27 protein-coding genes and 1 pseudogene are annotated in these 18,666 nt (G+C 62.3%); 8 read left to right on the top strand and 20 right to left on the bottom strand.

The window, feature by feature from the left end:
* Positions 1-163 (top strand): annotated as a pseudogene (locus tag ACP5MM_RS02375) (heterodisulfide reductase subunit B); the annotation flags it as partial.
* A gap of 375 nt (positions 164-538) precedes the next feature.
* Entirely contained in the window at positions 539-841 is a 303-nt protein-coding gene (locus tag ACP5MM_RS02370) for a hypothetical protein (RefSeq protein ID WP_427932813.1), read from the top strand.
* Here ACP5MM_RS02370 and ACP5MM_RS02365 read toward each other — a convergent pair.
* Together ACP5MM_RS02365 and ACP5MM_RS02360 are read right to left on the bottom strand one after the other, a co-directional pair.
* Positions 838-1,410 carry a TlpA family protein disulfide reductase gene (locus ACP5MM_RS02365; RefSeq protein ID WP_427932814.1) on the bottom strand — a complete coding sequence of 191 codons (573 nt, stop codon included), beginning with the start codon at positions 1,408-1,410 and terminating at the stop codon, positions 838-840. The two genes, ACP5MM_RS02370 and ACP5MM_RS02365, sit on opposite strands and share 4 nt — an antisense overlap.
* Positions 1,407-1,736: a 4a-hydroxytetrahydrobiopterin dehydratase gene (locus ACP5MM_RS02360; protein WP_427932815.1), complete on the bottom strand. Its 330-nt coding sequence runs from the start codon at positions 1,734-1,736 to the stop codon at positions 1,407-1,409. The genes ACP5MM_RS02365 and ACP5MM_RS02360 overlap by 4 nt, the downstream gene beginning before the upstream one ends.
* A 148-nt stretch (positions 1,737-1,884) precedes the next feature.
* Here ACP5MM_RS02360 and ACP5MM_RS02355 point away from each other — a divergent pair, with 148 nt between their 5' ends.
* Positions 1,885-2,583, top strand: a complete 699-nt coding sequence (locus tag ACP5MM_RS02355; RefSeq protein ID WP_427932817.1) for an epoxyqueuosine reductase QueH — start codon at positions 1,885-1,887, stop codon at positions 2,581-2,583.
* Here the strand turns inward: ACP5MM_RS02355 and ACP5MM_RS02350 are convergent.
* Genes ACP5MM_RS02350 through ACP5MM_RS02340 form a run of 3 tightly spaced genes read right to left on the bottom strand, consistent with a single transcriptional unit; the run spans position 2,517 to position 3,983 of the window.
* Positions 2,517-3,107, bottom strand: a complete 591-nt coding sequence (locus tag ACP5MM_RS02350) for a hypothetical protein (protein WP_427932819.1) — start codon at positions 3,105-3,107, stop codon at positions 2,517-2,519. The genes ACP5MM_RS02355 and ACP5MM_RS02350 overlap by 67 nt on opposite strands.
* Positions 3,097-3,651, bottom strand: a complete 555-nt coding sequence (gene ampD, locus ACP5MM_RS02345; RefSeq protein WP_427932821.1) for a 1,6-anhydro-N-acetylmuramyl-L-alanine amidase AmpD — start codon at positions 3,649-3,651, stop codon at positions 3,097-3,099. The genes ACP5MM_RS02350 and ampD overlap by 11 nt, the downstream gene beginning before the upstream one ends.
* Positions 3,648-3,983 (bottom strand): thioredoxin domain-containing protein, encoded by a 336-nt coding sequence (locus tag ACP5MM_RS02340; RefSeq protein ID WP_427932823.1) that lies wholly within the window; start codon positions 3,981-3,983, stop codon positions 3,648-3,650. Before ACP5MM_RS02340 ends, ampD begins: the two co-directional genes overlap by 4 nt.
* A gap of 642 nt (positions 3,984-4,625) precedes the next feature.
* On the opposite strand from ACP5MM_RS02340, the gene ACP5MM_RS02335 reads away from it, so the two are divergent.
* Positions 4,626-5,303 carry an MIP/aquaporin family protein gene (locus ACP5MM_RS02335; RefSeq protein WP_427932825.1) on the top strand — a complete coding sequence of 226 codons (678 nt, stop codon included), beginning with the start codon at positions 4,626-4,628 and terminating at the stop codon, positions 5,301-5,303.
* Between the two features lie 196 nt (positions 5,304-5,499).
* Here the strand turns inward: ACP5MM_RS02335 and ACP5MM_RS02330 are convergent, their stop codons facing one another.
* The 3 genes from ACP5MM_RS02330 to gstA form a co-directional block, all read right to left on the bottom strand.
* A complete protein-coding gene (locus ACP5MM_RS02330) occupies positions 5,500-5,772 on the bottom strand; it encodes a hypothetical protein (RefSeq protein ID WP_427934050.1) in 273 nt (90 codons plus the stop codon).
* Positions 5,773-5,963: 191 nt separating this feature from the next.
* On the bottom strand, positions 5,964-6,383 hold the full coding sequence (locus ACP5MM_RS02325; protein WP_427934049.1) for a hypothetical protein: 420 nt from the start codon (positions 6,381-6,383) through the stop codon (positions 5,964-5,966).
* Between the two features lie 47 nt (positions 6,384-6,430).
* The gene (gstA, locus tag ACP5MM_RS02320; protein WP_427934048.1) at positions 6,431-7,045 is read right to left on the bottom strand and encodes a glutathione transferase GstA; all 615 of its coding nucleotides are present in this window, start codon (positions 7,043-7,045) and stop codon (positions 6,431-6,433) included.
* A 283-nt stretch (positions 7,046-7,328) separates the two neighbouring features.
* Here gstA and ACP5MM_RS02315 point away from each other — a divergent pair, with 283 nt between their 5' ends.
* Positions 7,329-7,703 (top strand): winged helix-turn-helix transcriptional regulator, encoded by a 375-nt coding sequence (locus ACP5MM_RS02315; protein ID WP_427934047.1) that lies wholly within the window; start codon positions 7,329-7,331, stop codon positions 7,701-7,703.
* Positions 7,704-7,789: 86 nt separating this feature from the next.
* Here ACP5MM_RS02315 and ACP5MM_RS02310 read toward each other — a convergent pair whose 3' ends face one another.
* Positions 7,790-9,331: a 2-isopropylmalate synthase gene (locus ACP5MM_RS02310; protein ID WP_427932834.1), complete on the bottom strand. Its 1,542-nt coding sequence runs from the start codon at positions 9,329-9,331 to the stop codon at positions 7,790-7,792.
* Positions 9,332-9,611: 280 nt separating this feature from the next.
* Between ACP5MM_RS02310 and ACP5MM_RS02305 the strand changes: the two genes are divergently transcribed.
* Together ACP5MM_RS02305 and ACP5MM_RS02300 are read left to right on the top strand one after the other, a co-directional pair.
* The gene (locus ACP5MM_RS02305; RefSeq protein WP_427934046.1) at positions 9,612-10,076 is read left to right on the top strand and encodes a putative toxin-antitoxin system toxin component, PIN family; all 465 of its coding nucleotides are present in this window, start codon (positions 9,612-9,614) and stop codon (positions 10,074-10,076) included.
* Positions 10,073-10,327: a YlcI/YnfO family protein gene (locus tag ACP5MM_RS02300; RefSeq protein ID WP_427932838.1), complete on the top strand. Its 255-nt coding sequence runs from the start codon at positions 10,073-10,075 to the stop codon at positions 10,325-10,327. Before ACP5MM_RS02305 ends, ACP5MM_RS02300 begins: the two co-directional genes overlap by 4 nt.
* A gap of 78 nt (positions 10,328-10,405) precedes the next feature.
* On the opposite strand, the gene ACP5MM_RS02295 is transcribed toward ACP5MM_RS02300, so the two are convergent.
* The 9 genes from ACP5MM_RS02295 to ACP5MM_RS02255 all read right to left on the bottom strand — a co-directional run bounded on the left by ACP5MM_RS02295 (position 10,406) and on the right by ACP5MM_RS02255 (position 16,788).
* The gene (locus tag ACP5MM_RS02295; RefSeq protein WP_427934045.1) at positions 10,406-11,449 is read right to left on the bottom strand and encodes an AI-2E family transporter; all 1,044 of its coding nucleotides are present in this window, start codon (positions 11,447-11,449) and stop codon (positions 10,406-10,408) included.
* Between the two features lie 3 nt (positions 11,450-11,452).
* The gene (locus ACP5MM_RS02290; protein WP_427934044.1) at positions 11,453-12,682 is read right to left on the bottom strand and encodes a malic enzyme-like NAD(P)-binding protein; all 1,230 of its coding nucleotides are present in this window, start codon (positions 12,680-12,682) and stop codon (positions 11,453-11,455) included.
* 6 nt (positions 12,683-12,688) lie between these two features.
* Positions 12,689-12,892, bottom strand: a complete 204-nt coding sequence (gene rpmE / locus ACP5MM_RS02285) for a 50S ribosomal protein L31 (RefSeq protein WP_427932843.1) — start codon at positions 12,890-12,892, stop codon at positions 12,689-12,691.
* Between the two features lie 107 nt (positions 12,893-12,999).
* Entirely contained in the window at positions 13,000-14,385 is a 1,386-nt protein-coding gene (gene rho / locus ACP5MM_RS02280) for a transcription termination factor Rho (protein ID WP_427932845.1), read from the bottom strand.
* A complete protein-coding gene (gene trxA / locus ACP5MM_RS02275; RefSeq protein WP_427932846.1) occupies positions 14,382-14,708 on the bottom strand; it encodes a thioredoxin TrxA in 327 nt (108 codons plus the stop codon). Before trxA ends, rho begins: the two co-directional genes overlap by 4 nt.
* A 419-nt stretch (positions 14,709-15,127) precedes the next feature.
* Positions 15,128-15,481 (bottom strand): type II toxin-antitoxin system PemK/MazF family toxin, encoded by a 354-nt coding sequence (locus ACP5MM_RS02270; RefSeq protein ID WP_123104173.1) that lies wholly within the window; start codon positions 15,479-15,481, stop codon positions 15,128-15,130.
* The gene (locus ACP5MM_RS02265) at positions 15,469-15,771 is read right to left on the bottom strand and encodes a hypothetical protein (RefSeq protein ID WP_427932479.1); all 303 of its coding nucleotides are present in this window, start codon (positions 15,769-15,771) and stop codon (positions 15,469-15,471) included. The genes ACP5MM_RS02270 and ACP5MM_RS02265 overlap by 13 nt, the downstream gene beginning before the upstream one ends.
* Before the next feature lie 140 nt (positions 15,772-15,911).
* On the bottom strand, positions 15,912-16,133 hold the full coding sequence (locus ACP5MM_RS02260) for a hypothetical protein (protein WP_427934043.1): 222 nt from the start codon (positions 16,131-16,133) through the stop codon (positions 15,912-15,914).
* Positions 16,134-16,269: 136 nt separating this feature from the next.
* Positions 16,270-16,788 carry a prepilin-type N-terminal cleavage/methylation domain-containing protein gene (locus tag ACP5MM_RS02255; protein ID WP_427934042.1) on the bottom strand — a complete coding sequence of 173 codons (519 nt, stop codon included), beginning with the start codon at positions 16,786-16,788 and terminating at the stop codon, positions 16,270-16,272.
* Between the two features lie 324 nt (positions 16,789-17,112).
* Here ACP5MM_RS02255 and ACP5MM_RS02250 point away from each other — a divergent pair, with 324 nt between their 5' ends.
* Entirely contained in the window at positions 17,113-17,595 is a 483-nt protein-coding gene (locus ACP5MM_RS02250; protein ID WP_427934041.1) for a tetratricopeptide repeat protein, read from the top strand.
* Between the two features lie 100 nt (positions 17,596-17,695).
* Here ACP5MM_RS02250 and ACP5MM_RS02245 read toward each other — a convergent pair whose 3' ends face one another.
* Positions 17,696-18,370 (bottom strand): nucleotidyl transferase AbiEii/AbiGii toxin family protein, encoded by a 675-nt coding sequence (locus ACP5MM_RS02245; RefSeq protein WP_427934040.1) that lies wholly within the window; start codon positions 18,368-18,370, stop codon positions 17,696-17,698.
* Complete coding sequence (locus ACP5MM_RS02240; protein WP_427934039.1) at positions 18,370-18,651, bottom strand: hypothetical protein; 282 nt, start codon at positions 18,649-18,651, stop codon at positions 18,370-18,372. Before ACP5MM_RS02240 ends, ACP5MM_RS02245 begins: the two co-directional genes overlap by 1 nt.
* Between the last annotated feature and the right edge of the window lie 15 nt (positions 18,652-18,666).

Raw genomic sequence — 18,666 nt, 5'->3', positions numbered from 1 at the left:
CTCCCCCTGCGAAGACCTGGTGGAGAAGATGGGCATCAGTTGGGACAAGGCCAAGGCCGACTTCCAGAACTACCTCAAGCAGGTGGAACAGGGCAACATCGAATACCTCTACAACCCTGAACTGGCCATCAACCAGAACATCAACATGAAAACGGGCTCCTGACGACTCCCGGAGCCTTCACCCAGTCCCCAACCCCGCTTACGCGGGGTTTCTTTCGTGGCTATGGCGGTTGGCAAAGGCGTTTTGCCGCGACCTCGGCCCGCGCCCGGCAGGCGAACTGTTTGAGCCCAGAGGGCGAGTTTTCAACCGCCAGCGGGATGAGCCCTAGAACGACAGGCAAGGACCGCCGGAGCAAGAAACGCCTTTGCCAACCGCCATAGCGAGGTTCACGCACGATCAAAATCTATCCGGCCATGGAATAAATGAATCCTCAAAACCCCTGTAAGCCATCGCTTTTTTACCCCATTTTCGCGTATCCTTAGAAGAATTCTGCGGCCCGAACCGGGTCGGCATGTCCAACCAGCGATGAGAAGGAGGATGGAAGTGGATCCCAAGGCCGTAAACGAACGTTGCGTCAAGCTCTTTCAAGACCCAAAGGTGCGTATGAAGATGTGGAATGCGCGCATGTTCTGGCAGGTGGGCGATCAAATGAATGTCGCCCCCGAGGCGCTCACCCAGCCCAAAGTCGATCTCTGCGAACTGGAACTGCTCCTCAGCACCGCCGCCATGGTGGACTCCCAATGCGCCGCCGAGATCGACAAGCGCGAATCCGGCCGGGCCGCTTTTATCCAGCGTCAGGTACGCGGCGGCATGCGTCCGCTCCTGCGCAGCGCCAGTTAGGCAGCATCGCCCGGAGAATCCTTCTCCATCGGCCGTTGCGGTACCGGGAGCAGCGTCCCAATGCGCTGCTCCCATTGTTTGAGCGGAAAGGCGCCCACCTGCCGCTCCACGATATGGCCATGGGCATCCACCAGGAAGGAAGTGGGCGTCAGATTCACCGAGCCAAAGGCCTGCGCCGCCTTTCCCTGCGGATCCATCAGCAGCGGATAATCCATACCCAAGCGCGCGGCCAGCGCCGCCACCTGCGTTTCCTCATCGCCCGCCATGGAGATGCCGATCACGGTAAAGGGGGCCCCGGCAAAGTGCTGCTGCAAGGCCACCAGGTCCGGGATCTCGGCGATGCAGCCAGGGCAGCTCGTCGACCAGAAATTGACCAGCAGCACCCTGCCCCGAAACCCCTCCAGGGAAACGGGCTGGCCCTGCAGCGACGGCAGGGTGACGGGCGGCATGGCAATCTGCAAGAGTCGCTGCCCCGCCGGCTGCAGCCACAACCAGAGCGCACCCCCCAGGATCACCGCCACGAGCGCGGCGATGAGCGTCTCACGGACGCGCCTTCCCGCCCCCATCATGTCAGCAGCGCATCCACCCGGGCGGCGCAGATGAAATCATTTTCCGAAAGGCCGCCAATGGCGTGGGTGCTGTACCGCACCAGACAGCGGTTGTAACCCAGCTCCAGGTCCGGGTGATGGTCCTCCCGGTGCGAAATCCATGCCACGGCATTCACGAAGGCCATGGTTTCGTAAAAGTTTTTGAAGCGGAATTCCCGGCGGATCGCCTCCCCCGCCGCTTCCCATTGGGGTAGCGAGCGTAATAGAAGCCCCACCCGTTCCGCGTCCAGGGGCGCGACCCCGCCTTCGCAGGGTACGCAATGCGCGTGTTGAAGATCTTGGTCCATGGCTATCTCCCTTGCTTCCAGGTCCTGCGAAAAACGGTAGAATGACAACCAAGACTGGTCAAGTCGCAGCAGCGCAACGTGGCTCAGGAGCCGCCGGGCGCGCCGCCTTCCGGCTCGACTGGCGAATATTTCCGGAAAAGGAAGGATCATGAGCAAAGCCCCAGCCCCCCTGCACACCCCGGACGGCAGCAAGGAGATCCTCCTGCATTCCTGCTGCGCCCCCTGCGCCGGACCCATCATGGACGACATCCGTGCTGCCAGTATCGACTTCACCGTCCTTTTCTACAATCCCAACATCCACCCCACGGCGGAATACGAACTGCGCAAGGAAGAGAATATCCGTTATGCGGAAAAGCTCGGCGTACCCTTCGTGGACCTGGATTACGACAAGGACCGCTGGTTTGAACGGGTCAAGGGCCTGGAATGGGAGCCGGAACGGGGCGCGCGCTGCACCGCCTGCTTCGACATGCGTTTCGAGCGCTCCGCCCTCTATGCCAGAGAACACGGCTTCACGGTCTTTACCAGCACCCTGGGCATCTCCCGCTGGAAGGACATGGCCCAGATCAACGCCTGCGGCGAACGCGCCGCCGCCCGCCACGAGGGCCTGCAGTACTGGACCTACAACTGGCGCAAGGGCGGCGGCAGCCAGCGCATGATCGAGATTGCCAAGGAAGAAAGCTTCTACCAGCAGGAATATTGCGGCTGCGTCTATTCCCTGCGCGATTCCAACCGCCACCGCATCGCCCAGGGCCGGCCCAAGATCGTCCGCGGCGTCAAGTTTTACGGCCGGGACGAAGCGTCCGGCGCGGTATCCCCCGAGGCCGCCACCGGCATCAGCAAGCGGTAACGATCCCCGGGGCCGATGATCTCCAGCAAGGGGTAGCGCGCCGGCAACCCCCGCGCCTTCAGCCACGCCTTCAGGGCGGAGTATGCCTTGAGGGAGGCCACCGCGCTGTAGGCATCCACCTTGACGCTCACCACCATCTGCCGCGGCCACACCCCCCGCTGCAGCCCCGCCGGCAGCGGGCTGCCGGGGTTCACCAGATAGCCCACCCGCGCCTTCACCGCCGCCGATTGTCCTCCCTGCTCCCGCTCCATGAGGGTCATGGCCGAAGCCGGCTTCAACCCCGCTGACAGCAAGCGCTTTTTCAGTGCCTCCCGGGCCTTCACCATATCCGGATAACTGCCAGCGAATGGTTCATAAACATAGAGATAGGGCCCCATGGGCGCCCGCTCCACCGTCGCCTGGCGGAAGACCCCCAACCATAGCAAGGTAAACAGGAGCATGGCCAGGAAGGCGACGAAGGGCCATAACCAGCCCTTGCGCCAGTTGCGCCGGGGTACCTGCTGCGCTACCGGTTCATCGGCCATCCGCCCACTCCTCCCAAAGGGTTTGCCAGGAAAAACAGGGGCCTGGATCCCATTTCCGCCCGGGGGCGATATCCGCGTGCCCCACCACGCGCTCCCGCGACAGGGCCGGAAAGGCGCTTTGCAAATCCCGCCCCAACTGCCCCAGGGTCCGGTATTGTTCCGGCGCAAAGGGCTGCGTCGCCGTCCCTTCCAGCTCTACCCCGATACTATAATCGTTGCAGGCCGGGCGTCCCTCCCACTGGGATTGTCCGGCGTGCCAGGCGCGCTGAAAAACGCTGACATGCTGCCATAATGCCCCGTCCCGGGGAATGAAGAAATGGGCCGAGACGCGCAGATGGCGGATTCCGTCATAATAGGGGTGGCGGTCAAAATCCAGCTCGCCCATGAAAAAGCGCTGCACGTCCCCGCTGCCGAAGCTGTCCGGTGGCAGACTGATGGCATGAACGACCAGCAGATCCACGGCAACGGGCGGGCGTTGGTCAAAAAACGGCGATGGCGCCCGCCGGGCCGCCCCATGCCAGCCCTGGGCGTCGAAAACGCTCACGGCTGCTCCTCGCCCGGCAGATCCTTTACCGACTCCACCAGCCGATGCAGTGCCTGGGGCCGCGCCTCCACCTGCAAGGGGCGCAGGTAGCGGCCATCCTTGAAGAGAAAGAGCGCCGGCAGGTGATAAACCTCAAATTCCTGGGTCAGGCCCATGTCGATACCGGCATCCACTTCCCAGACGCGCAAATCCTCGCGGGTCATCTCATACTCCCGCAGCAACCCCCGCCAGATGCGGCAGGAATGACAGCCCGCCGAGCTGAAAAAGAGGATGATCAAGCCCCGCTCCGCCGCCATCCGCTGCCAGAAACCCAATTCGGAAACCTTTTCCATTGCCCTCCCCCTCGCTCCCGCATCCCATCGCGCCCGATCAAGGCCGCCATGGTGCAAACGCCATTCCACAGAGCCTCACCCACATCCGGGCACCTTGCCCGATAGTGGATATAGTCTATTTTTATCCCTTGGTCAGCATGCAACGCTTTGCTCATCTTACCCTAATGGGTCCACTATGGATAACCGCCATCCCAAGATCCCGCACCATGCAACCAGTCCGCCCGAGCTCTGACGCTAACCAGAAAAACGCTTGATCCGGAGAAGCAATGCCTTGACCACAAGATCCAGAGCCAGGATCTATGGGAAAAACAGAACGGTCTCCGCACATTGGCCGCAATGTAATCGGCAAGCGGATATTTGCACGCTGTTATTTCCCGTTGCGGACGTTTCCCCTTTCCCTGGGATCATCCCTTCCCTTCTTTTTAGCGCAGCGGGAACCAAAGCGGATTATACCAGTCATAGACTTTATCCATCTCTATGGGTATTCGATTCTGCTAATATATATGAGTTTATCCTCAACTTAAATATGGATGCGAATCAATCCCATTGAGATGGGCTAAGCCATGGAAGGATACCCGCCGGTAAACTACCGCCGGGTTTCCTTTCCATTGACCAGTCCCACATCCATATGGAGAAATCGGCATGCAGCCAATGACGCGGAAAATGACGGCAGAGTTCATCGGTACATTTGGACTCATTTTTTTCGGCGGCGGCGCCGCGGCGATGGGCAAACCGCTCATCGACGTGGCCCTCGCCAATGGGCTGGCCATCATGATTGCTGCTTATGTATTCGGTGACATCAGTGGCGGCATAGTGAACCCGGCAGTTACCCTCGGCGGAGCCATCGCCGGAAAGATCAACTGGCAAGACGCTATTTTATATATGGTTTCGCAGTTTTCAGGTGGAATAGCCGGCGGCTTTGCGCTGCTCGCGGTTTTTCATGGAACCATGGGACATTTGGGCGCAACCACCATCAATACGGATGCCGTATCCATTCCCGGAGGCTTCATGCTGGAGGCGGTCGGCACCTTCTTCCTCACCTCCACGGCATTATATACGGCGATGAGCGACCGTGCCGGTAACGCGGCGCCATTGGCCATCGGTTTTACGCTGGTCATGATCGTAACCTTCATGGGTCCCCTGACCGGCGCCAGCGTCAACCCCGCCCGCACGTTAGGCCCGGCAGTTGCTGGCAACTATTACCCGCACATCTGGGTGTATCTCATCGCGACTCCTTTGGGGGGATTGGTTGCGGGGCTGCTCTATAAATTCATGCAGGAGGGCAAGACCGACATGCGCTTTAGGGAGGCCCTGAAATAAGAAAGCGCCATGACATCCATGCGCCCATCTTGAAGTTCAGGATGAGGCGCTCCTCCAATGCGGCCACGGCGGCATGGGCCGTCAGTTAGTGCGGTCAATGCGTTTTTATTGGGGGAGGAGATGTCCTGGCGGAATTCGGATCTGCGCCAGCCCGGCCGGAAAGGTCGGCCGCGCCGCCTGGTCCTGGCGTCACGGCCTATCCATTTGCTCCGTCGCTGCCCGGACTCCCCAGGTCCACCAGGCTGCAGCTTGTTTTCCTGCTGGACAGACAGTCGGTGTCGCCCGGAATATAATCAAAGGAACAGGATTTCTTTTGCAACTCCAGCCAATCCTCCCGAGGGTATTTCCCCTCGGGGAGATTCGGCGGGAAATATACGCACATGCTGCATAATGTTTGCGCTTTGCTTGCTTCGCCGCTCATGAAAGGTCGCTCCTCGCCATATTGAGCAAAAAAATTGGCAACATCCATTCATTCCATCATCGCACCCGCCGCAAGCGGCATCATGTGCGGATCCCGGTCAATGCCGCCACTCTTACCAGTTAAGGTTCGCTCCTCCGGTATCATCATCGCCACAATCTTCCAGTCCGCGGCGGATTTCCCCTTGCAGACTGGAATACGCAATCATGCCGGCCCGCGAGGAATCATCCGCAGGAACACCATCACCGTAATTCCCGGGGATAATAAAAATCCCCTACCCATGCGCCCTTCCGATAATCCAAAGTCACGGCGCGGGGAATGAACGGCGTCACGCGGCGGATGGGGAAGGTCAGCAGATCCGGAACCTCGGCATCGCCGATGGCGCAGACCTTGGTGCATACCGGATGGAAATACAAGGTCAGGCGCGGATCCGTTCCGGGCACCGGAATGGCGTCGGCATGGGGGGTGGCGGGAAAGCGCACGCGCTTGCGAATCAGGCAGCTAAAAAGCAACTCCAGTTCCACGAGCAGGGGGGTGGGATGCAGCGCCAAGGCGCGCTCCGCATCGGCCGTCAGCCGCACCTGAATGGGGTGGCGCCGGGCCCCTTGCCCTCCCCCGGCCTGATTTGGCGCGCCTTTCATGTCCTCAAGGGATGAGCTCATGTTCTTTCCTCCGGGCGTTGGGAAAAGCATACGGATACCATCCAAACTCAGGAATCCTGGAGAAGCCCTTCCGCCTTCAGGGCCGATTGCACCGCCGGCCGCATGAATACCCGCCCCTGATACGCCTCGAGTACCGGCCATTGCTCCAGGTCAATGCCCACATGCCGGCCCCAGCCCAATACCGTGAAGAGATAGGCGTCGGCCACCGTGAAATCCTCGCCCAGCAACCAATCCTTGCCCTCCAGTTGCCGGCTGACCGTGCTCAGGCGCCGCCCGAGTTGGGCGGCGGCCACCGCCTTCCATACCTCGGGCGCCTGCGGATTGAACAAGGGAGAAAAACCCTTGTGCAGCTCCGTAGAGATGAAATTGAGCCACTGCATGAGCCGATAGCGCTCCAGCGAGCCCAGGGGCGGGGCGAGCTTCTTTTCGGGCACGCGGTCGGCAAGGTACTGAATAATGGCCGGCCCCTCGGTGAGCACCTGCCCGTCGTCAAGCAGCAGGGCGGGCACGTAGCCATCGGGGTTGATGGCGGCATAGTCGGCACCGGTTTCCGTTTTTTTGCTGGCGAGGTCCACCCTTTCCTTGTCGAAGCTGAATCCGCCTTCGTTGAGGATGATATGGGGAGAAAGGGAACATGCACCGGGGCTGTAATACAATTTCATGGCAATCCACCTCCTGACCGAGCGGTTGGCAGCAAAAGCACCGGGGTTGTCGCGCATGGCTTCAGACCAGCGCGGCTGACGCTTCGACGGGATATTAGTACCCCATACGGTTGGTCTTGTGAAGTATGCACTTTCTTGTTATATACATTCACACTAAATAGTAAGTACCTTTTTGGTAAGTATGATCGAGATGGCTTCGGGGAACTCACCCGATTGCTTGCCTTCAATGACCATCATGCAAATGAAAGGGGGATTCCCAACCTTGCTCACGGAGGGAAGAGAGATGGCGGAAGAGGAGCCCTGCGCGGTGGATGTCACCCTCCGCGTCATCGGCGGAAGGTGGAAGGTGCTGATTCTTCAGGATCTATTTACAGGAACCCGGAGATTCTCGGAAATCCACAGAGCCGTTCACGGCATCACCCAGAAGATGCTCGCCCAGCAATTACGGGAGATGGAGAGGCACGGCATCGTGAACCGGCTGGTATATGCCGAGGTGCCACCCAAGGTCGAATATTCCCTTACCCCCCTGGGGAAGAGCCTTTGGCCCGTCCTCATGGCCATGCACAAGTGGGGGCTGGAGCAATTGGCGGCGACGGGGAACCCGGCGCCGGCCACCCGGGAGAGCGGGCCGCAAGCGGCGGATCTTCCCGGGCGTTGAGGAAGGCGGGAGCCCGCTTCGGCGAAAAAGGATCCCCTATCCCCCGAAGAAGAATGCCCTCAGGGGATCGGGAAGGGCATGACATCCTAGATCTGCGGATGCCGTCGCCCTTGGGGTTGTTGCAGACGGTTCAAGGCCGAGAGATAGGCCTTGGCGCTGGCCAGGACGATGTCCGTATCCGCCCCCTGACCATTGACGATGCGGCCGTCCCGTTGCAGACGCACCGTGACCTCCCCCTGGGCGTCGGTGCCCGTCGTGATGGCATTGACCGAATAAAGCAATAATTGGGCGCCGCTTGCCACCACCGCTTCGATGGCCTTGAAGGCGGCATCCACCGGCCCTCCGCCCACGGCCGCGGCGGTCTTGGCCACGCCTTCCACCAGGACTTCCACCCGGGCTTCGGGATGGGTGCCCATCTCCGAGCAGACGCGCAGGTAACCCAGGCGATAGCGTTCCGCCTGCTCCTCCTGGAGATCCTCATTGACCAGGGCCTGCAAGTCCTCATCGAAGATTTCCGCCTTGCGGTCGGCCAACTCCTTGAAGCGCGTGAAGACCGCGCCGAGGGCATCCTTGTCCAGATGGATGCCCAGGGCCTCCAGGCGCGCCCGCACCGCCGCCCGGCCCGAGAGCTTGCCCAGGGTCATGCGGTTGGCCGCCCAGCCCACGTCCTCGGCGCGCATGATCTCGTAGGTCTCCCGGTGCTTGAGGACACCGTCCTGATGGATGCCCGACTCGTGGGCAAAGGCGTTGGCCCCGACGATGGCCTTGTTGGGCTGGATCGGGAAACCGGTGATGGTGGACACCAGCTTGCTGGTGGGCACGATGCGGGTGGCATCGATGCGGGTGTCGCAGGAGAAGACATCGGCGCGGGTGCGCACCGCCATGACGATCTCCTCCAGGGCGGCGTTGCCCGCCCGTTCGCCCAGGCCGTTGATGGTGCATTCCACCTGGCGGGCGCCGTGGAGGACGGCCGACAGGGAGTTGGCCACGGCCAAGCCCAGGTCGTTGTGGCAATGCACCGAAAAGATCGCCCGGTCGGCATTGGGCACGCGCTTGCGCAAATTGGCGACGAGCTGCCCGAAGCGATCCGGAAGGTTGTAGCCCACGGTGTCCGGAATATTGATGGTGCGCGCCCCGGCGTCGATCACCGCCTCGATGACCCGGCAGAGGAAATCCTCCTCCGAGCGCCCGGCATCCTCCGGCGAAAATTCCACGTCGTCGCAATACTGCCGGGCGAGCTTCACCGCCGCCACCGCCCGCTCCAGGACCTCGTCGGGGGACATGCGCAATTTGGCCTGCATGTGCACCGGGCTGGTGGCGATGAAGGTATGGATGCGCCCCGCCGCCGCCCCGGCGATGGCGTCCCCGGCGCGGCGGATGTCCTCGTCCCGGGCCCGGGCCAGGGCGCAGATGCGGCTGTCCTTCACCGCCGCGGCGATGGCCTGCACGGCCGCGAAATCGCCGTTGCTGGCGGCGGGGAAGCCCGCCTCGATGACATCCACGCGCAAGCGCTCCAGGGCCTTGGCGATGCGCAATTTCTCATCGCGCGTCATGGCCGCGCCCGGCGACTGCTCGCCATCGCGCAAGGTGGTGTCGAAAATGATCAATGATTCCTTTGCTTTACTCATGACCTGCCCTTCCCTTTTTACCTAGGGTGGATGGGGTACTGCGCGATTTTTGCACGGAGGCCGTCAAGGCCGAAGAGATCAGAGCCCCGGGCGGGGCAGCAGGAACAGGCTGGCAAGCACGTCGCGGCGCACCCAGGCAAAGGCCGGATGAAGGAAAGCGGAAGAAAAACGCGCCATGGCTGTCATGCTTGGAATTGTAAGCGAGCCACCGGCGTCATGGCAAGGGTCGGTTAAGGCTAAGGGCCAAACCCCTCTTGCGTACACCGACCGAAGGCGTAACATGTGGTTATACGAACGTAACCACGATATGGGTATCATTACTTTGCGTGTGATCCTTGATACGTCGGTCTTGGTGGCCGCAGCACGCTCACGCAATGGAGCAAGCCATCAACTGTTGTCAATGCTGCCGAATCGCGACTTCGAGATAGCGCTCACTGTGGCGCTCTACACAGAGTGGCGGGCGGTCTTGACGAGACCGGAACACTTGCCGCCAGGTGTGATGGCTGACGCGGCACTGGGGTTCTTGCGCTATCTTGCGTCGGTGGCGCATTTGCAAGACGTGTATTTTTTGTGGCGGCCATTCCTGCGCGATCCCGATGATGACATGGTGTTGGAGTGCGCAGTGGCATCTGCCAGTCAGTTCATCATCACACACAACGTGAAGGACTTTCGGCGCACCCTGGAACTGAATGTGCAGGCCATCGCGCCTGCTGATTTTTTGAGACTGTTGAGGAATAGACCATGACCGCATTGACCGTTCGTTTGCCCAACTCCGTTCATCAAAAGATCAAGGAACTAGCCGAGCGCGACGGCATCTCGGTAAACCAGTTCATCGCGAGCGCCGCCGCCGAAAAAATGGCCTCGGTGATGACGCTCGACTACCTCAAGTCGGAAGCGAACAAGGGCAAGCGCAGTGACTTTGAGCACTATCTGAGCATGGTGCCGAACACGCCCGCACAAGAGGGAGACGAGCGCGTGCAACCCGTGACTCGATAACGGAAACGAGAGTGCACAAAGAGGTGGCGCCGCGGCACGTGGCCTGATCTGCTTCGTCAATCGTCGCAAAAACTTGCGCTACGGCCCCTGCCGCGCCCGGGCGTGGCTCAGCCACTCCGCCCAGACCGCCAGGAGTACGGCCAGGATGATGGGTCCGACGAAGATCCCCAGAAAACCGAAGGCGAGGATGCCCCCCAGGACCCCGAACAGGACCAGCAGAAAGGGAATATGGATGGCGCTGGCAATGACCAGGGGGCGGATGAGGTTGTCGATCCAGCTCACCACCAGCGCCCCCCAGAGCAGGAGGCCGACGCCGGCCGCGGTCTGGCCCTGGAGGAGCAGCCAGATGCCGGCGCTTCCCCAGACGATGGGGGTGCCGAAGGGGATGAAGGAAAAGAGCAGCGTGATCACCGCCAGAAGGATGGGGGCGGGCAGCCCCGCCACGGCATAGCCGATGCCGGCGAGGGTTCCCTGGGCCAGGGCGGTGGCCAGAATCCCATAGATCACCGCGCGAATGGTGCTCCCCACCGCCCCCAGATAGGCATCCGCCCGCTGGCCGATGACGCTGACGGCCAGCAGGCGGAAATGGGCCACCAGAAGCTCGCCATGGCGATACAGGAAAAAGGCGCTGACCAGGGTCAGCAGGGCCACCGCCGCCGCCCGGCCGATCCCCCCCGCCAGACCCCCCAGACGTTGCGCCCAGGCACCCAGGTCGGGGCCCCCCGCCAGCCCGCTGCGCAAACGCCCCAGCCAGGCATCCACGGGCTGCGCCAGCCACGGCCATTGGGCCAGTTTCTGCTGCCACGGCCAGTCCCGCAGGAGTCCGGCCAGGGCGCTCAGGGTATGGCGCAGTTCGCTCCCCAGGGTCGTGGCCAGGAAGAGTACGGGCAGGACGAAGATCAGGCCCAGCAACCCGGTCATCAGGGTCGCCATGAGCACCGGCGGCAGGCGCGTCAGGCGGGCGCGCAGGGGCCAGGTGGCATAGACCAGAATGGCTGCCCAGACCAGGGCGGAGAGGAAGGGGGCAAGGACGAGCCAGGCCAGCCAGAGCAGAACGGCGGCCGCCAGGAACAGACCCAACCAGCGCTGCAGATCGCCAACCGTGAGATCGGCCAGGCGCATGGCTTAACGGCGGGCTACGCCACTGGCACGTCCGGCTGCCGCCACGGCGTCCGCCACCCAATGACGCAGGCGCGGATCCAGGGGCTTGGGGATGATGTACTGGGGACCGAAGCGGCATTCCTCCATCCCGTAGGCCGCCAGGATCTCGTCGGGAACGGGCTCCCGGGCCAGGCGGGCCAGGGCATCCACGGCGGCCAGCAGCATCGCCTCGTTGATCTGCCGCGCCCGGCAATCCAGGGCGCCGCGGAAGAGGAAGGGAAAGCCGAGGACGTTGTTGACCTGATTGGGCAGGTCGGAGCGTCCGGTGGCGATGATGGCGTCGGGACGCAGGCGCCGCACCAGGGCGGGGTCGATCTCGGGATCGGGGTTGGCCAGGGCGAAGATCACCGGGTTTCTGGCCAGGCCGGGCAGGGCCTCGGCGGGAATGGCCCCGCGCGCCGAAACGCCGATGACCACGTCGGCGCCGGCGAGCATCTCCGCCAGCACCATGCCCGCCGGGGCGATGGCGAAGGGGGTATGCCAGGGGCTGAGGTCCCGGCGCCCGCGATGGAGGACGCCGTCCTTGTCGCTGAGCAGGATCTGCCCCGCCCCCAGGCGCTGGAGCATGCGGGCGATGGCCAGCCCGGCCGCGCCGGCGCCGACGATGGCCACCTTGGCGCCGGCCAGGGTCTTGCCCTGGATCTCCAAGGCATTTTGCAAGGCGGCGGCGACGATGACCGCCGTGCCGTGCTGATCGTCGTGGAAGACGGGGATGTCCAGGCGCTCCTGCAGCGCGCTCTCCACCCGGAAGCAATCGGGCGCGGCGATGTCTTCCAGGTTGATCCCGCCGAAGCCGGGGGCGATGGCCGTCACCACGTCGATGAGGTGCTCGGCATCGCGGACATCCACTTCGATGTCAAAGGCGTCGATGTCGGCGAAGCGCTTGAAGAGCAGCGCCTTCCCTTCCATCACCGGCTTGCCCGCCAGGGGGCCGACGTTGCCCAGGCCCAGGACCGCGGTGCCGTTGCTCACGACGGCGACGAGGTTGCCCTTGGCCGTGTAGTCGTAGGCGCAGTCGGGATCAGCGGCGATGGCGCGCACGGGCGCCGCGACTCCCGGCGTATAGGCCAGGGAGAGGTCCTCCTGCGTGGCGCAGGGCTTGCTCGGTTCCACCCGCAGCTTGCCCGGTTGCGGCAGGGCGTGGTAAGCCAGCGCCCGCCGCCGCAAGTCCTCCTGGCGCTCCGCCTCGCCCATGGGGCCTTACTGGCCGCCGTAACGCTTGCGGAACTTCTCCACCTGGCCCGCCGCCGAAACATTGCGCTGCTTGCCGGTATAGAAGGGGTGACACTCGGAGCAGAGGTCCACATGCAAGTCCTTGCCCACGGTGGAGCGGGTCTTGAAGGTGTTGCCGCAGCTACAGGTAACGGTGATTTCCTGGTAATCAGGATGGATGTTGGCCTTCATCTCGATGTCCTTAACGCCTTTTTTCAGAGGGCTGAATTATAGGGACGGAATGGGGTGGCGTCTAGCGATTCCTCCCGTCCCCGCCTGCTGCCGTTGCGGTGGATGGCTCAGCGATTCATGGAATCGAAGAACTCGGCGTTGTTCTTGGTGGCGCGCACCTTGTCCAGCAGGAACTCCATGGATTCCACGGGGTCCATGGGCGCCAGGAGCTTGCGCAGCACCCACATCTTGGCCAGCATCTCCTGGGGCACCAGGAGCTCTTCCCGGCGCGTGCCGGATTTGTTGATGTTGATGGCCGGGTAGGCGCGCTTCTCCGCCAGGCGGCGGTCGAGGTGCACCTCCATGTTGCCGGTGCCCTTGAACTCCTCGAAGATCACTTCGTCCATCTTGGAGCCCGTATCCACCAGGGCCGTGGCGATGATGGTGAGGCTGCCGCCCTCCTCGATGTTGCGCGCCGCGCCGAAGAAGCGCTTGGGCTTCTGCAGGGCGTTGGCGTCCACGCCGCCGGTGAGGACCTTGCCCGAGGACGGCACCACGGTGTTGAAGGCGCGCGCCAGGCGGGTGATGGAATCCAGCAGGATCACCACGTCGTGCTTGTGCTCCACCAGGCGCTTGGCCTTTTCCAGCACGATCTCCGCCACCTGGGTATGGCGCGTGGCGGGCTCGTCGAAGGTGGAGGACACCACCTCGCCCTTCACCGAACGCTGCATCTCCGTGACCTCCTCGGGGCGCTCGTCGATGAGCAGCACGATGAGGTAGCACTCGGGGTGGTTGGCGGTGATGGCGTGGGCGATCTGCTGCAGAAGCACCGTCTTGCCGGTCTTGGGCGGGGCCACGATGAGGCCGCGCTGGCCCTTGCCGATGGGCGAGACGAGATCGATGATGCGCGGGGCCAGCTCGCCGTAGGGTATGTTCTCCGATTCCAGGCGCAGGCGCTCCTCGGGGAAGAGCGGCGTGAGGTCGTCGAAGTTGACCTTGTTGCGGGTGGCCTCGGGGGCCTCGAAATTGATGGTCTCCACCTTGAGCAGGGCGAAGTAGCGCTCCCCTTCCTTGGGCGGGCGGATCTGTCCGGCCACGGTATCGCCCGTCTGCAGGCTGAAGCGCCGCACCTGGGAGGGGGAGACATAGATGTCGTCGGGCCCGGCCATGTAGGAGCCCGAGGCCGCGCGCAGGAAGCCGAAGCCGTCCGTGAGGATCTCCAGCACGCCCTCGCCGTAGATGGCGTCGCCGTTGCGGGCGTGGGCCTTGAGGATGTTGAAGATGATCTCCTGCTTCTTCTGCCGGGCGGTGCCCCCCTCCAGGCCCATCTCCTGGCAGATGACGGCCAGTTCGGCGGCGGTCTTGCGCTTGAGCTCCGTCAGGTTCATGGCCGCGCGGGGCGGGCCGCTGGGCGCTTCGCTGAGGATTTCTTCCTCTTCGATGAGGATGTCTTCGTTGGGGAAGACCTTGGGCGTTCTGGGGGCGGATTTACGGCGGGGACGTGGTGTGTTCAAAGGTGACTGTCCAGGAAGGCGGTTAACTGTGCTTTGCTGAGGGCGCCCACCTTGCTGGCTTCGAGCTTGCCGTTCTTGAAAAGCATGAGGGTGGGGATGCCGCGGATGCCGTACTTGGGGGGGGTGGCGGGGTTTTCGTCGATGTTGAACTTGGCCACGATCACGCGCCCGCCGTAGTCCTTGGCCGCTTCTTCGAGGATGGGCGCGATCATCTTGCAGGGGCCGCACCACTCCGCCCAAAAATCGACCAGAACCGGCGTGGCGGACTGCAGCACGTCGCTTTCGAAGCTGTCATCGGATACATGCACGATGGTATCGCTCATGGGAGCATTCTCCTCAGGGGGGTAGCAAAAAACAGGGGTTGGGGATGAATCATGGATTTAGGGGTCATCGCTGGGGGTTGATCTGGATGCATATCAGGGGGTATTGGAAAACAAAGCGGAGAGCAATGCAAGAAGCCTGGTGCCTGAGCCTGCGGTGCCGGCTGCCGTCCTATCGAGAGGATGCGGTTTTGATGATTTGTCGTCCATGATAGCCATGCCCGCGCCGGGATGCAAGCCGGCGGGTACCACCAGCCCATTCCGCGCCCAAACCAAGGTGCATAGGCCATCCCATCTCCGTAACCAAGCCTGCGGCTCGTAGGAGCAGGCCACGCCCACGACCTGTGGGCTCCAACGGCTTTGGTCGCGGCCAAATATCCTCACGAGGTAAGCGAGCATTATCGCTGCCCGCCCATCCCTCTCTATAGCAAGCCGAGAACAGCCATAAGGCTTCGATCTACCGCCGCCATCTCTGCCGCCGTCAACACTGCGAGGGGGCCATCCCCCAGTCTGCCGCGGTCGAGGGCCCGTGGCTGATCAACAACGACTTGACAGTCCTTCAACAGCCTTTGCCTTGCGGGTAGTAGCACTCGCCATTTTTGGAAGAGGGTGCGCACCTGGGTCGTGAGTGGCAAAACCACCACTAGCGGTGTTCCTGCGGCCGTCAATTCATCGGCCTGAATGATCAGTACCGGACGAATCTTACCGATTTCCACCCCACGGGGCGGATTGAGATTGCCTACCCAAACTTCGCCGCGTCGGATCACCGCCACCATTTTTCTTCCGGATGGGTGCCAGCAGACCGTTCCGCGTCCAACAAGTCCTCCAGACCAAAATCCGCACCACTTTCGGCCAGCGCAAGGAGCTCCTTGCGCAGCGCAGGATCGGCATAACCGGCCTGCGCCTCGGCGACCAGCTCGGACATGAAACGCGCTCTTTCCTTCCGCGCCAGAAATTCCACGATGGCCCGGCGCGCCAGATCCGAGCGGGAAGCGCCTTCTCGTTCAGCCTCCTGGGCCAGTCTGAGTTCAATATCTTCTGGCAAACGTAAGCTCATGGCAGCCATTGGATGTACCTCGTATTCCATTACGGATGCCAAATAGCATGGCAAATAGTCATACGCCCTGCAATAGCATGGTTTCCACGCCGTCTCCGTTCAGCCCTAACGGGGGCGAGCGGGGGGAACAAAGCGCCCCGTTGAAGAGGTCAGCAGGCGTGGTAGAGGGCGTGGAGTTCGGCGCGGATGATGGCGAGGCGGAGTTCCAGTTCGGCGCCGTTGGCGCGGGTGAGGCCGCGTTCCCGGAGAAGGGCGTGGCGCTGGGCCTGGAGCTGGGCGATGCGGGCGTGGCGGTCGAAGGGGGCTGCAGGTTGGGAGGCGGGGATGCTGGCGGAGGCCGCCGGGGCTGCTGCGCTGCGGGAGGTGGGCATGGCTGGGCTCCTTATTGGGGGATAGCAATGGCGATCATGGGTTCAATGAGAATGAAGCTGCATTCTGCGCTTATTTTTTGCTCTTCTTAGAAGAAGGGCGGCCGAAGCCGCCCCAAAAAAATTGAGCCGATAATGATTACTGGATTCCACCATTCGGTGTAATATTCACGCCAGTGGTCGTAGCAGCAGAATAACCCGCTGCAGTAAGTGCTGATTTGATCGCATTTGTCAAAGAAGTGCTGGTACACGTGGTACCTACTAAGATGGTGATGTTAGATGGGATTGGGGCTGCTACATAGCTTGTATTAGTCAATCCACCACTAATTGCTATATCACCACAACCGCCTGCAGTGGTAGTTCCAATTGGATCGTATGCTGTCGCAACATTCCCTTCGCCAGTGGGATTGCTAGCACTCATATTTAGAGCAGTCGCAAGGTTGACGCTTTGTCCAGCCGCAGTAGCCGCAACAGCAGCGGTTACTTGATTCAAGGCATTCTTAAAATTGGAGGTTACAGCGCTTGCCTTGGATGTGGTGATATACTGCTCATACTGCGGAATGGCGATGGCCGCCAGGATGCCGATGATGGCGATGACGATCATCAGTTCGATGAGGGTGAAACCGGCCTCCTGCCGGCGGGCGTTTTCGATCTTCATGCGCATGCTCCTTGCAATGGGTGGCCTTTGGGCCTGATCAACGAATGCGCTGGATATAAGCAAGTTTCATGCCGCATTGGCGATGGAACAATTTTCACAAGATAAACAGTATGTTGCGATAATATCTAAGCCGCCCGCGCACGCCTCCGGGCACAGGAAATCCGGCCGGGAGGATTTTTCGCTCAATATTCGCGAATTGGCGCATTTATTACCAGACACGCGCTTAGATGTCGCTTCCCAAGCGCGACATGATGTGGATGTCGCTGTTTTTTTGCGATATGCTGCCCTGCGTGTCGCTCCGGTTTCGCGACGGGAGGGGTTGCCATGGACGATGAGGCGATTGCGGGAGAGGTGATGCTGAGCGCGCGCACGGCGGCCCGCCTGACGGGCAGGACCTGCCGCACGCTGCAGCGCTGGTGCGAGGAGGGGACCCTGCCCTCGGTGGCGGTGAACGGCAAGGGCAAGCGGATGATCCCCGTGGACGCCCTGGCGCCGCTCCTGCCCCTGCCCCTGGACGACGCGCTGCGCGGGCTGCTGGGCCGGGCGGAGGGGGGCGACGGAGAGGCGGCCCTGGCCCTGGGGCTGGCCTTGCGGGAGGCGGGCAAGCCCGCCCTGGCCCTGGCGTGGTTCCAGGAGGCGGCGGAGGCGGGCAACGCCGACGCCATGCACTGGCTCTACCAGGCCTATTTCCAGGGCCTGGGCACACCCCGCAACCGCACCCTGGGGATCAAGTGGCTGGCCGAAGCCGCCCTGCGCGGCCACGCCATCGCCCTGCACCAGATCGAGCAATTGCGCCTGGGGCCGTGAGGGCGCTTTGGCAGGGGTCGCATCCGGCAGGCCCGTCCACAGCGAATCCGCGGAGCCGGGTGAAGCGCCAGCATCATGCGGGCGATGGGCCGATGGCCGCTTACCGTTCCGACATCCGCCCTTGCAGCCACTCCTGCGGGTCGTCATAGAAGCGGGTGACCGTGCCCAGCGACTTCTGACGGTATGGCTCGAACCCCGGCAAGGGGCGCACCTTGCCGATTTCCCGCTCCCACATCGTCGGGTGGTTCCGGTAATGTTCCAGTCGCGCGGCGATTTCATCCCGCCGGGACGTGAGGATGGGCAGGTGCTTCCGGACCGTCTCCGGCTCCTTGGCAAGGAACACGGCCAGATCGAACACGTCCCTGGCGGTGAATCCGTCCGCGCGGTAAAAGCATTTCTTGGCGATGATCTCTTCCGGCTTGTCCAACGCCACGGCGCGACCATGGATTTTTGCCAGTTCCGTCGAGTGGGCAATGAGCCGCGGGGCCACCACAAAGTCCACTTCGCCAAGCTCCGGAAAGATGAGCTTGACGTGCTGGGAGTCTTCCCGGTAGCGATTCGTCAGATCCTCCACCTTGTCATTGAGGCGAGGGGACAGCGCCGTCAGGTACTGCGCATCCGTCAGGAAAATGGCCACATCCTGGCTCAGCCGATGACGATACTTGAACATGAGCACGGTACCGCCGCCCATGGTCCAGTCCGGTGCTGGTAGCGCCGGGGGCAAGGAATCCAGGGCGGCCATGCCTTTATCGAAAAGTTGTTCCCAAGGTTCCATCAGGCCGCCGACCAAACGTCGAGAGGAAAATGAAAGGCCTTCGGAAATCCGGGCCGGACGTGCCGATCCAGTGTGGCGAGCGCCCGTTCCACGGGGATGTGACGCCCGCGCAGAAACTGGAGCTGCGCTCCTAGGTCGCACTCATAGAAAAACGCCTGCAGGGCAGCGGTATCCACATCGCCGCCGCCCGTCAGCCAGCCTTCCAGATCATCGCCCGTGACATGCGGCCAGCGCGGTGCGTTGATCGTCGTCAGCACGGTCCAATCGGTTTCCTGTTCCATGCCTTGCAGTGTAAC

Origin of the sequence: Acidithiobacillus sp. (genome assembly GCF_049965315.1) — a bacterium.
Classification (GTDB): domain Bacteria; phylum Pseudomonadota; class Gammaproteobacteria; order Acidithiobacillales; family Acidithiobacillaceae; genus Acidithiobacillus_B.
The sequence above is the reverse complement of the archived record's forward strand: the minus strand, read 5'-3'. Positions and strand labels throughout refer to the sequence as shown.

Excerpts from the sequence above, each read along its gene's own strand:
- ACP5MM_RS02330 (WP_427934050.1), bottom strand. The coding sequence starts at position 5,772 with ATGGATGTTGCCAATTTTTTTGCTCAATATGGCGAGGAGCGACCTTTC.
- ACP5MM_RS02360 (WP_427932815.1), bottom strand. The coding sequence starts at position 1,736 with ATGGACCAAGATCTTCAACACGCGCATTGCGTACCCTGCGAAGGCGGG.
- ACP5MM_RS02355 (WP_427932817.1), top strand. The coding sequence starts at position 1,885 with ATGAGCAAAGCCCCAGCCCCCCTGCACACCCCGGACGGCAGCAAGGAG.
- ACP5MM_RS02245 (WP_427934040.1), bottom strand. The coding sequence starts at position 18,370 with ATGGAACCTTGGGAACAACTTTTCGATAAAGGCATGGCCGCCCTGGAT.
- ACP5MM_RS02260 (WP_427934043.1), bottom strand. The coding sequence starts at position 16,133 with ATGCCCACCTCCCGCAGCGCAGCAGCCCCGGCGGCCTCCGCCAGCATC.
- ACP5MM_RS02340 (WP_427932823.1), bottom strand. The coding sequence starts at position 3,983 with ATGGAAAAGGTTTCCGAATTGGGTTTCTGGCAGCGGATGGCGGCGGAG.
- ACP5MM_RS02295 (WP_427934045.1), bottom strand. The coding sequence starts at position 11,449 with ATGCGCCTGGCCGATCTCACGGTTGGCGATCTGCAGCGCTGGTTGGGT.
- ACP5MM_RS02270 (WP_123104173.1), bottom strand. The coding sequence starts at position 15,481 with ATGGTGGCGGTGATCCGACGCGGCGAAGTTTGGGTAGGCAATCTCAAT.
- ACP5MM_RS02315 (WP_427934047.1), top strand. The coding sequence starts at position 7,329 with ATGGCGGAAGAGGAGCCCTGCGCGGTGGATGTCACCCTCCGCGTCATC.
- ACP5MM_RS02300 (WP_427932838.1), top strand. The coding sequence starts at position 10,073 with ATGACCGCATTGACCGTTCGTTTGCCCAACTCCGTTCATCAAAAGATC.
- ACP5MM_RS02350 (WP_427932819.1), bottom strand. The coding sequence starts at position 3,107 with ATGGCCGATGAACCGGTAGCGCAGCAGGTACCCCGGCGCAACTGGCGC.
- ACP5MM_RS02305 (WP_427934046.1), top strand. The coding sequence starts at position 9,612 with ATGTGGTTATACGAACGTAACCACGATATGGGTATCATTACTTTGCGT.
- gstA (WP_427934048.1), bottom strand. The coding sequence starts at position 7,045 with ATGAAATTGTATTACAGCCCCGGTGCATGTTCCCTTTCTCCCCATATC.
- rpmE (WP_427932843.1), bottom strand. The coding sequence starts at position 12,892 with ATGAAGGCCAACATCCATCCTGATTACCAGGAAATCACCGTTACCTGT.
- ACP5MM_RS02370 (WP_427932813.1), top strand. The coding sequence starts at position 539 with ATGGAAGTGGATCCCAAGGCCGTAAACGAACGTTGCGTCAAGCTCTTT.
- ACP5MM_RS02325 (WP_427934049.1), bottom strand. The coding sequence starts at position 6,383 with ATGAGCTCATCCCTTGAGGACATGAAAGGCGCGCCAAATCAGGCCGGG.
- ACP5MM_RS02310 (WP_427932834.1), bottom strand. The coding sequence starts at position 9,331 with ATGAGTAAAGCAAAGGAATCATTGATCATTTTCGACACCACCTTGCGC.
- ACP5MM_RS02240 (WP_427934039.1), bottom strand. The coding sequence starts at position 18,651 with ATGGAACAGGAAACCGATTGGACCGTGCTGACGACGATCAACGCACCG.
- ACP5MM_RS02250 (WP_427934041.1), top strand. The coding sequence starts at position 17,113 with ATGGACGATGAGGCGATTGCGGGAGAGGTGATGCTGAGCGCGCGCACG.
- ACP5MM_RS02255 (WP_427934042.1), bottom strand. The coding sequence starts at position 16,788 with ATGAAGATCGAAAACGCCCGCCGGCAGGAGGCCGGTTTCACCCTCATC.
- ACP5MM_RS02335 (WP_427932825.1), top strand. The coding sequence starts at position 4,626 with ATGCAGCCAATGACGCGGAAAATGACGGCAGAGTTCATCGGTACATTT.
- ACP5MM_RS02290 (WP_427934044.1), bottom strand. The coding sequence starts at position 12,682 with ATGGGCGAGGCGGAGCGCCAGGAGGACTTGCGGCGGCGGGCGCTGGCT.
- ACP5MM_RS02265 (WP_427932479.1), bottom strand. The coding sequence starts at position 15,771 with ATGGCTGCCATGAGCTTACGTTTGCCAGAAGATATTGAACTCAGACTG.
- ACP5MM_RS02365 (WP_427932814.1), bottom strand. The coding sequence starts at position 1,410 with ATGATGGGGGCGGGAAGGCGCGTCCGTGAGACGCTCATCGCCGCGCTC.
- trxA (WP_427932846.1), bottom strand. The coding sequence starts at position 14,708 with ATGAGCGATACCATCGTGCATGTATCCGATGACAGCTTCGAAAGCGAC.